At 29.2% G+C, this 14,549-nt stretch carries 14 protein-coding genes; 12 read left to right on the top strand and 2 right to left on the bottom strand.

The genetic code is table 11. The annotated features are described in order from the left end of the window. The first annotated feature begins 1 nt into the window (after position 1). From JMO20_RS10360 to JMO20_RS10310, 11 genes are all read left to right on the top strand, one after another. Entirely contained in the window at positions 2–937 is a 936-nt protein-coding gene (locus tag JMO20_RS10360) for an ABC transporter ATP-binding protein (RefSeq protein ID WP_202709589.1), read from the top strand. 12 nt (positions 938–949) lie between these two features. Next, positions 950–2,332, top strand: a complete 1,383-nt coding sequence (locus tag JMO20_RS10355) for an ABC transporter permease (RefSeq protein WP_202709588.1) — start codon at positions 950–952, stop codon at positions 2,330–2,332. Beyond that, entirely contained in the window at positions 2,289–3,461 is a 1,173-nt protein-coding gene (locus tag JMO20_RS10350) for an ABC transporter permease (RefSeq protein WP_202709587.1), read from the top strand. Before JMO20_RS10355 ends, JMO20_RS10350 begins: the two co-directional genes overlap by 44 nt. Positions 3,462–3,621: 160 nt before the next feature. Then, positions 3,622–4,839, top strand: coding sequence for a sensor histidine kinase (locus tag JMO20_RS10345; RefSeq protein ID WP_202709586.1), 1,218 nt, complete (start codon positions 3,622–3,624; stop codon positions 4,837–4,839). Continuing rightward, the gene (locus JMO20_RS10340; RefSeq protein ID WP_202709585.1) at positions 4,811–5,503 is read left to right on the top strand and encodes a response regulator transcription factor; all 693 of its coding nucleotides are present in this window, start codon (positions 4,811–4,813) and stop codon (positions 5,501–5,503) included. The genes JMO20_RS10345 and JMO20_RS10340 overlap by 29 nt, the downstream gene beginning before the upstream one ends. Positions 5,504–5,775: 272 nt before the next feature. Then, on the top strand, positions 5,776–6,936 hold the full coding sequence (locus JMO20_RS10335) for an MFS transporter (protein ID WP_202709584.1): 1,161 nt from the start codon (positions 5,776–5,778) through the stop codon (positions 6,934–6,936). 252 nt (positions 6,937–7,188) lie between these two features. Next, positions 7,189–7,728, top strand: coding sequence for a phosphatase PAP2 family protein (locus JMO20_RS10330; RefSeq protein ID WP_341534020.1), 540 nt, complete (start codon positions 7,189–7,191; stop codon positions 7,726–7,728). 103 nt (positions 7,729–7,831) lie between these two features. Beyond that, positions 7,832–8,716, top strand: a complete 885-nt coding sequence (locus tag JMO20_RS10325; protein WP_202709583.1) for an ABC transporter ATP-binding protein — start codon at positions 7,832–7,834, stop codon at positions 8,714–8,716. 1 nt (position 8,717) lies between these two features. Next, complete coding sequence (locus JMO20_RS10320; protein WP_202709582.1) at positions 8,718–9,518, top strand: ABC transporter permease subunit; 801 nt, start codon at positions 8,718–8,720, stop codon at positions 9,516–9,518. 18 nt (positions 9,519–9,536) lie between these two features. After that, positions 9,537–10,172, top strand: coding sequence for a TetR/AcrR family transcriptional regulator (locus JMO20_RS10315; protein WP_202709581.1), 636 nt, complete (start codon positions 9,537–9,539; stop codon positions 10,170–10,172). A gap of 129 nt (positions 10,173–10,301) precedes the next feature. Beyond that, positions 10,302–11,105, top strand: a complete 804-nt coding sequence (locus JMO20_RS10310; protein WP_202709580.1) for a nitroreductase family protein — start codon at positions 10,302–10,304, stop codon at positions 11,103–11,105. 119 nt (positions 11,106–11,224) lie between these two features. Here the strand turns inward: JMO20_RS10310 and thiE are convergent, their stop codons facing one another. Both thiE and thiD read right to left on the bottom strand, forming a co-directional pair. Beyond that, positions 11,225–11,878, bottom strand: coding sequence for a thiamine phosphate synthase (gene thiE / locus JMO20_RS10305; protein ID WP_207753484.1), 654 nt, complete (start codon positions 11,876–11,878; stop codon positions 11,225–11,227). 149 nt (positions 11,879–12,027) lie between these two features. Continuing rightward, positions 12,028–12,828 (bottom strand): bifunctional hydroxymethylpyrimidine kinase/phosphomethylpyrimidine kinase, encoded by an 801-nt coding sequence (gene thiD, locus JMO20_RS10300; RefSeq protein ID WP_202709579.1) that lies wholly within the window; start codon positions 12,826–12,828, stop codon positions 12,028–12,030. 196 nt (positions 12,829–13,024) lie between these two features. Here thiD and JMO20_RS10295 point away from each other — a divergent pair, with 196 nt between their 5' ends. Continuing rightward, positions 13,025–14,527 (top strand): M28 family metallopeptidase, encoded by a 1,503-nt coding sequence (locus JMO20_RS10295; protein ID WP_202709578.1) that lies wholly within the window; start codon positions 13,025–13,027, stop codon positions 14,525–14,527. Positions 14,528–14,549: the final 22 nt, after the last annotated feature.

Genomic DNA, 14,549 nt, shown 5'->3' with positions numbered 1-14,549 from the left:
GATGGCACTATTAGAGGTTAATAATCTTAAAAAGTATTTTAAAGAGGTTAAAGCTGTAGATGGAATAAGTTTTAAAGTTGAAAGAGGAGAAGTATTTGGTTTATTGGGGCCTAATGGAGCAGGTAAATCTACAACGATATCGATGATTTCAACATTGTTCAAACCGAATGAAGGAGACATAAAGTATAAGAATGTTAGTATAATTGATAACCCAAGTGCAATACAACAAAAGCTTGGAGTTGTTCCTCAAGAAATAGCATTATATCCTACACTTTCTGGATATGAAAATCTTAAGTTTTGGGGGCATGCCTATGGATTAAGAGGCAAGGAATTATCTAATAGAATTGAAGAAGTTTCTGAAATAATCGGTATTAAAGATAGATTAAAAGATAAGATTGAAAAATATTCTGGAGGTATGAAAAGGAGAATAAATATTGGTGCTGCTCTACTTCATAATCCAGAAATATTAATAATGGATGAGCCCACAGTTGGTATAGACCCTCAATCAAGAAATCATATATTAGATACAGTTCTTGAGTTAAATAAAAAAGGCATGACAATAATCTACACTAGCCATTATATGGAAGAAGTAGAGTATCTTTGCACTAGAGTTAGTATAATGGATAAAGGGAATATAATAGCCTCTGGAACTCAAGAAGAACTGTTAGAAATCGTTAAAGGCAAGAAAAAGATTAATTTGAGGTTTGATAAAATATCAGATAATTTAATAGATAGAATTAATTCAATTGATTATATTGAAAACGTAGATGTTCATGATGATGAAATAATCCTTACTACTCAAAATGGTGAAGATATATTCAAAGACTTAATTGCAAAATCATCTGAAACAGAAAATAGTATTCTATCAATAGATATTAAAAAACCTAATCTTGAGGCTGTATTTTTACATCTAACCGGTAGAGCATTAAGAGATTAGGGGGGTGTTTTGATGAGAGTAATAGATATAATAATTAAGGATTTAAGGGTTTTGCTTAGGGATAAGAAGACTATTGGTATAATGATAATAATGCCTATAATTCTTATAACTATTTTAGGTTCAGCCCTTGGAAATGTATTTGGAGGTCAGGATAATACTGACAAAATACAAATAGCTATAGTTAAGGAATACAATGAAGTTGAGGAAGCTGAAATGTTTGTTGAAAGTTTGAAAAATAACACGGTTTTTCAAGGGATAGACCAAGAAAATATTAAAGATATTAGTGAAAATTTAAAGGATTTTAGTATGGAAGAAATAATTTTCAATGAATTTCTTAAAAACGAAGAAATCAAGGAAATTATTGAATATAGAGTAACTAATTTAGATTCAGCCAAAGATTTATTGAGTAATGATGAGATTTCAGCTATAGTTATATTTCCAGAAAACTTTGCCTTTGATATGTATACTAATTTTGCTACGCCCTTTAGGAATGAAGTGAGTATTCAAATTTTGGAACATCCTGAAGGATATATAGATAATCAAATAGTAGAAGGTATTTTCAAGGGCTTTACTGATAAAGTTTCCACAATGGTTATTGGCAAAAACGTTTTTATAGAAACGATGATGGAAAATGGCTTTCAACTTGAGGCCCTTAATAAAATGGATATGATAATGGAAAGTATGAGTGATATATTAGACTCATCAAGTATAGCTTTAAAGGAAGTCAATGTAAATAAAAATGAGCCTTTATCAGGATTTCAATACTATACTATAGCCATAACTTCAATGTTTATATTATTTGTAGCAGGAGAAGGAGCAAAGCTTCTTCTGGAAGAAAAGGATAATCTGACATATCAGAGAATGGCTATAGCTGGAACACAGAAGTCAAAGATAGTAATAGGAAAATTTTGTACAATTTTAGTCTTTGCACTGTTACAGATTGGCATAATGATCGCTTATTCAGCTGTTGTTCTAGGGGTAGAATGGGGTAATCCAAGTTTAGTTGTATTAATAACCCTTTGTGCAGGATTTACGATGTCTGGTTTAGGAACAGTGCTTGCAGCTGTATCTTATAGAATTGGAAACTATAAGATGGCCGATGTATTCCAAGGATTCATTTTTATATTTGCAATTTTTGGTGGTTCATTTATGCCAGTCGATGTGTTACCTAGTTTTATTAAACCATTAAGCAACTTTGTACCTAATGGATTGACTTTAAAGCTATACCAAAAAGTAATGTTAGGAAGTGGAATGAATGATATTCTGATTTACTTAATAGTACTTTTAGCTATGGCAGTGGGCTTTACATTAATAGCAGTTTTCATATTAAACGGGGAAGAGAGGTGGAAATATGTTAAGTATAATAATGCTAAGACTTCAAAGATTAAAAGTTGAGTATTATGTGTTTCTAGTTATGACTTTAATGAGCTTAATCTTTACTTTTATTTTTGGAGCAACACAAAATCAAGATTACACGCCTACCATCCTTGTTGTTGATGAAGACAATAGTGACTATTCGAAAAAGGTTTTTAGTGAACTTCAAGATAATAATGCATTTAAATATAGTATTTCGGAATATGATGATGCAGTAAAGAAGGTTCAGGATGACAAGGCAGCAGCTGCATTAGTTATTAATAAGGGGCTTCAAGAAAATATAGAAAACAATCAGAAACCTGTACTAGGAATTATAAAAACAAAAGAAAATATAGACACTATGACTTTAGAAAATATTATTTCGTCTATAACTAGTAAAATGGTTGGAAATATACGGATTGCAAGTATTACTGCAGACTTTATCAATCAAGAAAAAAATATTGATCATAATAAAATCTTCAATGAGGCTTATAATAAGGCAGTAGAAACCTGGAAGTATAAAAAGCCAATAGAGATAAGTTCCACTAGATTGGTAGAAGGTAACGGAACAGGATATGATAATTTAACCCATAGTATAATAGGGTTTGCATTATTCTTCTCCATGTACACTATTGTATTTGCCATTGGTGAAATATTAAATGAAAAAAAATATAATACCTGGAATAGAATTTTAGTTTCTCCAATTTCCAAAAATGCCATACTTGGAGGGAACTTAATTGTCTCATTCTTAGTTGGATTTGTTCAAGTAGGTATATTATTTATTGCGGGTAAATATTTATTTGGGTTAAATCTAGGTTCTAACCTACTGGGAGTAATAATAGTGCTAATAGCATTTGTATTTACTATAACATCTATGGGTTTGTTTTTATCAGGCTTAGTCAAGACACATTCACAATTAGCTGCATTAACTCCAGTAATATTGACAAGTACTTCTATGTTAGGAGGATGTATGTGGCCTTTAGATATTGTTGAAAATAAAATCATTCTTGCACTATCTAATATTACTCCTCAGAAATGGGCAATAGAAGGAATTGAATCCATCGCCATGTATGGAAAGGGAATTAATGGTGTTATAATACCAACATTAGTATTGCTAGGTATGGGCCTCTTGTTTTTCAGTACTGGAGTAAAGCTAGTTAAATCTGAGTAGATTATATAGATATTCAAGTGAAGTTCATTTACAAATAAATAAATTCTTTAATATAACAAGATTTTAAGAGACTGATAAATTTAAAAATGATTTTTCAGTCTCTTAATTTTTTTGATATAATTTAAATGATATCTGGAATCATTTGTAAAGGGGATATGAAATGGGGAAACTAAATAGATTTAATTACATACTAAGAAATATTGTTATGGTGGCAATAGTAATAGGTATTTATACTCGATATAAAGAAGATACTAAATCATTAATTATTTATGTGAGTATTTTCGCAATAATATTAGTCAATGACTATATTAGGCATAATGGTATTATAAGAAAAAAAAGGTTAGTAACCATTTCATTGCTTCTTTCAATAATAGCAGGTGGAATATTAGGATACTTTGCTAGAGGATATTCTGATATTTATCCTTTTATGCTTACATATGAAATAATTATGTTCTATAATGATGGTCTAGGTAGAGCACTTTTATCGTTTAATATAATAACAATGATTTTTTCACATCTTTTTGATGGAGTTGAACTATCTCAGATTTTTTTAAAAAGCTTTTGGATTGAAAACATTTTAGATATTCTAATGTTTGTTTTTTTAATAGCTAGTGTAATTATATTTATTTTATACTTAAAGCTACAAGTAAGAGAAAAAAATAGAATACAGAAGTTAAATACTAAGCTTAATGAGTCATATCAGAAACTTCAGGAATATTCAAATAAGATTGAAGAATTAACTATTTCAAAGGAAAGAAATAGGGTAGCTCAAGAGATACATGATTCTTTAGGACACTCATTAACAGCTTTAATTATGCATCTGGATTTTTTAGAGAAAATTACTAATGAAGATGATACTAAATCTAGGAAGTTAATAATTAAGACTCAAGAAATAGCTAGAAGTAGCATGAAAGATCTACGAAAAGCAGTATTTGCCCTAAAAGAAGAAAAAAGTAAGTTAGGTTTTCTGGATTCATTGGAAGAGCTTAAAAATGATTTGACCATTAATGAAGCTTTGAAAATAAACTATGATTTAGGAACTGAATTAGAGAAAATATCTCCTGATTTAAAAAATGTAATTTATATTACAATAAAGGAAGCCTTGACTAATAGTATTAAGCATAGCAACTCAACTATGATAGATATAATATGTTGTATTAAAGAACATTATGTAAGTCTAGAGATTAATGACAATGGTGTCGGTTGTGAGGAGATTATATATGGTAATGGATTGGATGGAATAAATAATAGAATTTCTATTGTAGGAGGAAATGTAAAATTGAATTCTAGTAAAGATAAAGGGTTCAGTATAGCTATTTTTATTCCTCTTAGAGAGGGAGGGAAATCAGATGAAGCCAATAAAAGTGATGTTAGTTGATGATCAAAATCTTATTAGAGAAGGATTAAGAATGATGCTAAGCTTACATGAAGAGCTTGATATCCTTTCAGAAGCTATCAATGGAGAAGATGCCTTTCAAAAGCTTAAAGATATAGAACCTGATATTATACTTATGGATATAAGAATGCCTGTGATGGATGGTGTTGAAGCTACTAAAAAAATTAAAGAAAAGTTTCCTAGTATAAAAATAATTATACTTACTACATTTAATGAGGATGAGTATATATTTGAAGGTCTAAAAAATGGTGCAGATGGTTATATGTTAAAGGATGCTAAATCAGAGGATATTGTCAGAGGAATAAAAACAGTATATGATGGAAATGTACTTTTACAACCAGAAGTAGCTACCAAAGTGGTAAGGGTATTTAAAGATAACTCTAGTGAAACAACTGATATTAATAATAATGAAACTAATTTATATAGATCTAAAGAAGAAATGATATCAGGAAGATATGAAGAGCTTACTCAAAGAGAAGAAGAGATAGCTAGGCTTGTAGCTAAAGGTAAGGGGAATAAAGAAATTAGTGAAGACCTATTTATAACAGAAGGAACAGTAAAGAATCATTTGACAAGGATACTAAGCAAGCTAGAATTAGAGAATAGAACGCAACTTGCATTATATATAAATAACTATAGTGACTAAAGTAATTCACTCTTAATTATAACTTTTATCATGAGTAAAACTAGCTAAGAGGTTTAATCAAATCTCTCAGCTAGTTTTTTTATCTAAAGCATATAATATATGACCGAAATAGTTACTTTAGTTAGATGTACTATAATTCATAGAGATATAAAATAGTTCTTAATAGAGGAAAATTATAGAAAGAAATTGCATACTAACGATCTATATTAGATTGTATTTTCTTAGCTTAGAGATTTGACTTCCTCAATAACATTTAGAATGGAGGCACTCTGATGAAAAAATTACAAGACTTAGGTAAATCTTTGTTTTTTATTTCTTTTCCAATATCTTTTATTGGTTTTATTCTTCCTATTTATGCAAGAGATATCGGCGCAAGTCCTATCGACATAGGAATTTTATATTCCAGCTTTGCATTATTTAGTATACTAGCCAGACCCTTGGTAGGAGCGTGGATTGATAAAGTAGGTAGAAAGAAAGGATTAATAGGCGGGTTGTTTGCATATGTAGTAGTAATGGCTTTATTTATGTTAGGAGATAGTTATAAATATTTACTGGTCGCACGCGTGGTTCAAAGCATAGCATCATCGTTTCTGTGGATAAGTGTATATACTATGGTATCAGATGTTAGCAATAATGATAATAACAGTAGAAATCTCGGTCATATAGACCAATTATCAAGTAGAGGGGAATTCATTGGGTCATTAATTGGATTTACAATAATATTTGGGAATTATAATATTGAGAATCCATTTAAATATATTTTTGGTATATATATGATCTTTTCTATAGTTGGATTGTTATATGGATTATTGAAAGTAGAAGAAACATTAGTTAAAGATAAAAAAATGAAAGAAGTTACAGTGATAAAGCCTAGAGATAGTAGGTTTATAAAATTTCTACTAGTTATGGGAATATTGGCTTTAGTTGGAAGCATGATAACACCTATATTTTTAATATATCTTAGTGAACATATAACAGAAGAGTTATCATTAATAAGCTTTTTATTTATCCCAATTGCCATAGCTTCTACTTTCCTGCCCAAAAAATTTGGAAATATTTCAGATAATTTTGGGAGAAAAAAAGTTTTGATTTTAGGAATGTTGCTACAAGGCTTATTTGTTATTTTTATTCCAATAGTGAAGAATTATTATGTATTTATGTTAATTTATACGGCTTTTTCTTTAGCAGGTATGCTACGGTTTCCAGCACAAATCGCTTTAGTAACTGAAATAACTGGAAATGAGAAAAGAGGTAAAAACTATAGTTTGTATTGTTTAGCTACAGGATTAGGAGGCATCATAGGTCCTATTTTGGGTAGTGGTATTTATCAATATATAGGCAATGATATAATTTTTTTTATACAAGGGATAACGTATTTGATGGCTTCAATATCTATAGTAGCTATTTTAAGGGATAAAAAATTGATAAATTGAAGTATAAGATCTTAATAATGATAGTATAGTAGTACTAGTTCCTTTAAAGGAACTAGTACTACTTGTTTTTTGGTTTACTTATGATAGAATATGTCGTATAATTAAGTAAAATAGACATATATGAGAGATGAAGTTTTTAGGAACTATACTAAAATTTTACATAAAAATAACCCTTAAATTAACAAAACTTAAAAGTGTATAAGTATTATAATAGTATAAGTGGTTTTAAATGAAATGAAAAGGGTGGTAAATGTGAGAACACTAACAAGGGTTTTTAGTATTAGCGATAGAAAAGTATTTTATTTTTTAAATTCTTTTATTAAATGTAGCTTCTGTGATAATTTAATGCTTTTTATGACCAAGCTTGGTGGAGTAATATTTACTAGTGGACTTACTTTGGCTATGATTATTTTCGGTGATGATTATACTAGGCTTGTTGGGTTGAAAGTATTAATAGCGTTAACTGCGACTACAGTGCTTGTACAGATATTGAAAAAAGCAGTTGGTAGAGAAAGACCATATAATATGCTTAATAATATAAATACTTTTGGGATTGAGATGAAGGACTACTCATTTCCTTCAGGACATACAGCAGCGAGTTTTACTATAGCTACGATGCTTTACCTTAATATATCTCATATGATGATACCAGTTTTATTATTAGCTCTTATGGTAGGTATTTCTAGAATATATCTAGCTGTTCACTATCCATCTGATGTGGTTGTAGGTATTATCTTAGGAAGTTCATCTTCAATAATTATTAATTCACATATTTTGCAGTATATAAGTTAGCACCCTTTATAGGGTGTTTTTTTGTGAAATAATATTGACTACATGGTCAATAGGTGGTATTATAATATTAAACACTGACCAGGTGGTCAAAGGAGGTAGTAGAATGAATATTTTAGAAACTAAGAGTCTTTCTAAATACTATGGCAAAGCAAGGGGAATTGTAGATGTAAATTTACAAGTTAAAGAAGGCGAAATATTTGGGTTTATTGGACCAAATGGTGCTGGAAAATCTACAACAATTAGAACTATCCTTAATTTTATATATCCAACAAGTGGTGAAGCAAAAGTATTCGGAATGGACTGTATAAAAGATTCAAAGGAAATCAGAAAAAATATAGGTTATTTACCTTCAGAAGTAAACTACTATGATGATATGAAGGTTAAGGAGCTTTTAGACTATTCTGCTAGCTTTTATAAAGGTGATTATAAAAAAAGAATTAAAGATTTATCAGGCAAATTGGAGTTAGACCTAAATAGATATATTGATGATTTATCTTATGGTAATAAGAAGAAGGTTTCTATAATTCAAGCATTACTTCATAGTCCTAAACTATTAATTCTAGACGAACCAACTGGAGGCTTAGATCCATTAATGCAAAATAGATTTTTTGAAATCCTTAGAGAAGAAAATGAAAAAGGGGCAACGATATTTTTCTCATCCCATATATTAGGTGAAGTTCAAAAAATGTGTGATAAGGTAGCTATTATTAAAGAAGGTAAAATACTTAAGGTAGAAAATATTGAGGATTTAAGGAATAATAGATTTAAGAATGTAAAAATAGAATTAAATGGAAATAAAGATATGGATTTTAATATAAAAGGAGTTATAAATAAAGAGATTAGTAAAAGAAATGTTAAATTCTTATATAATGGAAAAACTGAAGACCTTCTCAAAAGCTTATTAGAAAATAAGGTTCATGATGTAACAATTGAAGAGCCTTCACTAGAAGAAATATTTATGCACTATTATACAGAGGAGGTAAACTAATATGAACTTGTATTTGAGAGAAATTAATAAAAATAAAAAAAGTTTAATGATATGGACTGCAATAATAGTTACCTTAGTAGTAATGGTAATGGCTTTTTATCCCACTATTTCAGCAGAAACAGAAACCTATGAAAGAATGTTAGAAAGCATGCCAAAGGGATTTACAGCTGCTTTTGGGGTGGGCAGTTTATCGATGGGAAACATTTTTGGATATTATGCAATAGAAGGATACTTAATGATAACTCTGTTAGGAAGTATTTATGCGGTAATGCTTGCTTCGGGCATTCTTTCTAAGGAAGAAAGTGATAAGACTATAGAATTTTTATTATCTAAACCAATTACTCGTAAAGAAATAGTTACCAATAAGCTTTTAAGCTATATTACTAATATCATAATTTTAAATATAATTGCCACTATAGTGTTATTTATCAGTTTTCAAATTTTCAAAGAAGATGATTTTAATATGAAGACGTTCATTCTAATAAGTATAGCACCATTATTACTACATTTAGTTTTTGCAGCAATTGGGTTTCTAGTTTCAGTATTTATCACAAAAGGCAAAAAAGTCACTCCTATTGCTTTAGGTATAGTTTTAGTAACATATTTTATGGGAATATTAGCTGAGCTATCAGACAAACTAGAGTTTTTAAAATATCTAAGTCCTTTCAAATATTTTGAGGCTAAGGATATCATCTCAAATGATGCAATACAGATGAAATATATAGCCCTTACTGTTATAATTAATTTAGTGTGCATAGTACTCACCTATGTGTTTTATTCTAAGAAAGATATTACAGTTTAATAGAGAGGAAGAATTGATTTGTTTGAAAGCTTTGAGAAGCTACCAGAGGATAAAAAAAGTAAAATAATAAATATTTGTATTGAAGAATTTGCTGAGTATGGATATCAGAAGGCGTCTACCAATAGAATTGTAGAAAAAGCAGAAATTTCTAAGGGAATATTATTTCATTACTTTGGCAGTAAAAAGAAGCTATTTATCTATTTACTAGATTATGTAATGGAATATTATGAGGAGATAACTAAAGAATATATTAAGGAAGAACTACCAAAGGATATTTTTGAAAGAATAATGTATTTAAGTATGGTCAAGTTAAAAATTGTTTCTGAAACTTCTCCAGCTTTGTTGGATTTTATGACTAGAGCCTTTATAGACAAACCTAAAGAAATAAACATAGATTTTATGGAAAGATATAAAGACTTTAGTAATATGGTTAAAGGTTTTTATATGCAGGATTATGATAAAAGCAAATTCAAAGAAGATATTGATTTTAATAAAGCTATTGAAATGATATTTTTCATAAGAGAAGGTATGAGTAATAAGTATGTAAAGATATATAAAGGCAGAGAGAAGGATATAGTGAAAGATTATGATAAAATAATGAAAGAATTTGAGAAGTACTTAGATATATTAAAGTGGGGATTATATAAAAAATAGCTTATTAATAAGCTATTTTTTTTATTAATTTGTTTATTTTGGGGTATAAAAAGAATATAGGAATCATTTTTTATTAGATATTTAAATTCTGAAATATTATATTGAAAGTGAAACTAAGGAGGTAACATCATGTTATTTAGTAAGTTTTTAGAGCAACGAAAATCTATAAGAGAGTATAAAGAAAAGCAAGTAGAAAGAAACGCTTTAATTGCATTGGAAAATTATACAATTAAAATCAATGAAAAGATCGGACCAGATGTGAAATTAGTATTAATTGAAGATGGAAAAGAATTTTATGGGAAGCTTAAAGGTAAAGGCGGATATGCTGGAGTCATGATTAAATCTCCACATTATTTAGGTATAATGATTAATAGTGAAAATAATGATAAAGTCGTAGACATAGGGTATCATGTTGAAGATATAATAACCAAAGCATCAGAGCTTGGATTAGGAAGTTGTTGGATTGACTTGAACAATGTATCAGACGATATTAAAGATTATTTTAGGGCAGAATTTAATGGTACACTAAATTTTGCAATATCTCTAGGATATTCTAATGAAAATAAGCATTTAGAGCCAATATCTACTAGTAGCAGACTCGCTATAGAAGATATTGTATATTTAGATAAATGGGATAATAAGATTAAAATTGAAGACTTAGAGAAAGTGGGACTTGATAAATTATTTTATTATGTCAGATATGCTCCATCAAGCTTGAATAGGCAACCATGGAGATTCATCTTGAAAAAAGATAGAGTTATATTAACATTATTAAAACCATATAGTAAAGAAACTTTGGTGGATGCAGGAATCATGATGTATTATTTTGAAAAAATGATTAACAATATAGGGTTTAAAGGTGTATGGAACAAGCATATTATAGTAGATAGCAGTCAAAATGATTATATAACAATAGGTGAATTCAAAATCTAAATAGAAGGGCCCGTATGGATAATCCATATGGGCTTTTTAACATTGATATGTTTAAACTCTGATATTATAACATTGAAATTTTAAAAGGTAATGTAAAAAGTTTTAAACAGTTAACTGGTTTATCGATTTGAGCTTCTAATAATTTCATATAATTGATTTGCAGCATTTTTAATATCTGATTTACCTAAAATAGCGGAAACCACTGCAATACCTTCAACTTTTGCAGTCATTACTTTAGAAGCATTCTTTTCATTAATTCCTCCTATTCCAACAATTGGAATGTTAACAGCTTTCTTAATACATGCAAGGTCTTCTATACTTACATCATCAGTATTACTTTTAGTAGCCGTTGGAAAGATTGCACCCACCCCCAGATATGTGGCTCCTTGTTTCTGAGCTTCTAGAGCTTCTTCGATATTGCATGTAGATGCACCAACTATTTTATTAGGACCAAGAATATTTCTAGCCACACTTATTGGAAGATCATCTGGGCCAACATGAACTCCGTCTGCGTCAACAGCTAGAGCTATATCTATTCTGTCATTGATTATTAAAGGAACATCATGCTCATCTGTAATCTTTTTTATTTTCTTTGCTAATTTGTAAAATTCATTGGTACCAAGGTCCTTTTCTCTAAGTTGTACAAGACTAACTCCCCCTTGGATAGCTTCTTTAATACTCTTACATAAATCTCTGTTACCTAATACTTTTCTATCGGTAACCAAATAAAGAGAGTAATCAATATCTTTAATATCATTTAAATTATTTTCCATTCTATCACTCCTAAATAAATCTATTAACATTTATAAAAAAATATAATAAAAACAATCATAAAATTAAAAATATAGCAAATCAATGATTTACAGATTCAAATTTTATCTGTGATGAAATCTTTGTAATATTAGTATTTTAGGTATATAGGCTATATCATACCAGAATTTTTGTACAAAGAATAAAAATGATTAGTCGGTCCTACACCTTTGCCGATTGACAAAGAATTTTTAATAGCAATAGTTATATATTCTTTTGCTCTAGATATAGCTTCATCTATAGTATAATCATTTGCTAAGTTAGATGCAATTGCAGAAGACAAGGTGCATCCAGTACCGTGGGTATTCTTTGTTTCAATTCTCATTTCTTTATAGTATATATAGTCTTTTCCATTAAAGAGAATATCTGTTGCATCACCCTCCATATGACCACCCTTTATTAGAACATTTTTCGGTCCCATTTTATATATTGATAAAGCAGCTTTCTCCATATCTTTAAGATCTTTTATTGACATACCTGTAATATCTTCTGCTTCTGGTATATTTGGCGTAACAACAGTGACTAATGGAAGAAGTTCACTAATTAAAGCATCCTTAGCTTCTGGTTTAAGCAAGTCATACCCACTTTTTGAAATCATTACTGGGTCAAGAACAATATTTTTAGGTTGATACTCCTTTAATTTCTTAGCTATTATTTTAATCGTACTTGTCTGGGAAACCATTCCAATCTTTAGACAATCTACTTCAATATCAGTAAATATTGCATCAATTTGTTTTTCTATTATATCAGTGGAAATATCCTGTACTGCAAATACGCCTTGAGTGTTTTGAGCAGTAACAGCAGTTATTACACTCATCCCAAAAACACAATGGGCAGAAAAGGTTTTTAAATCTGCCTGTATACCTGCACCACCACTACTATCTGATCCTGCAATTGTTAATCCTTTCTTCATAAGTAAAGCCTCCTTATAATGATTACAAATTCATCTTACCATAGGGGTTTTATCAAATCAATAAATTAGTTTCTATGAAGAATATATTAGCATAATTATAAATAAATGCTAATAACAATATTTTGAAGCCTTAAAAATTATATAATGGCCATATTAGCAATATTATCGATAGTTACTAGTAATCTAGGAGGGTGTAATGAATATGTATTTGAAAAGAATTTTAAGGTTAATTATGATATTTACTTCATCAATTTTAATAATAACTGGATGTAATACATTGAGCTCTAGGGATGTTGAACAAAATGTTAATAGCCAATCACAAATTGAAGATCATATACTTAACTACAAAAATAATAATGATGAACCGATTAATCAAGAAATTAGGTTTAACAATATAGAAGAAGATTCAATTAATGCAGATAACATAATGTATATAATTGAAGAATTGTCATCGGAAAAATATACAGGACGACTTGCAGGTACATCGGGTAATGAGCAAGCTGTGGAATATATTGTGGATTATTTTAAACAGATTGGATTGCAATCACCAGAAAAAATGGATAATTATACTCAAAGGTTTGTCCATGGAGTGAGGATAGCAAATAGTACACCTAAGTTAGAAATAAAAAATAAAGATGGTAATGTAGTAAGACAATTTGTATACCTAAAAGATTTTTCGCCTTATACATTTAGAAATCCATGTGAAATTAATGGAAATGAAGAAGGTGAAATATATGTTATTAAAGATGCATCTAAAATAAACAAAGAAAACAATGAATTAAAAGGGAAAATTGCTTTAGTTGATACGAATGTAATAAATCAAATCGGGAATAATGAATTTTACAATAAAATGTCATCGCCTGAATTGGGAGTAAAGGCAGTAATTATTGGTACTGAAATAAATGCTAGTTCTTCAGAAAATGTATATTCTTTTAGAGTGGCACCTCATCCTCAAAATACAGGAGAGAATAATAAAATAATATTTGTTCAGTGTAATTCTGAAACATTTGCTGAAATAAGTAGTTATAGTAAAAATAAAAGCAAAGTAAGAATAAGTGTAGACTATTTTAGTGGTGAAGTAGAGTCATCTAATGTTATAGGAGTTATACCAGGTTCTGATCCAGAGCTTAAAGATGAGTATATAATATTAACAGCACATTTAGACCACGTAGGTGATAATAAAAATGGAACCTATAACTCTGGTGCCCTAGATAATGCTTCAGGAACAGCATCTATAATGGAAATCGCAAGAGTAATGACGGAAAATCATATTAAGCCTAAGAAGACAGTAGTTTTTATTGCCTTTAATGGTGAGGAAGAAGGCTTGTGCGGTTCTAGGTATTATACAGATTATCCCATTTATCCATTAGAAAGGACAACAGTTATTAATTTAGATATGGTTGGCTCTAAAAGAATCATACCTTTAGAAATAGCTAATGTAACAAATAAGGAAAGCAAATTAAGAGATGCACTATATAGATATGGTAAGTCTTTAGGATTAGATGTAGCTAAATCTACTTCTCAAGCAAGTGATCATGCTCCATTTAACTATAAAGGAGTAGAAGCAGTATTATTAATTCATTTAGATAGGGATAGTGGATACCATACTCCAGGAGATACTATAAAGACAGTAGATAAAGATAGAATAAAAGAAGTAGTTAAATTAGTACTTTATTATTTAGATAATGAAGTATATTAATGAGCTTATTGACAATAGATAA

The sequence above is a fragment of the Sporosalibacterium faouarense genome, from assembly GCF_016765695.1.
GTDB lineage: Bacteria > Bacillota > Clostridia > Tissierellales > VENL01 > Sporosalibacterium > Sporosalibacterium faouarense.
The sequence above is the reverse complement of the archived record's forward strand: the minus strand, read 5'-3'. Positions and strand labels throughout refer to the sequence as shown.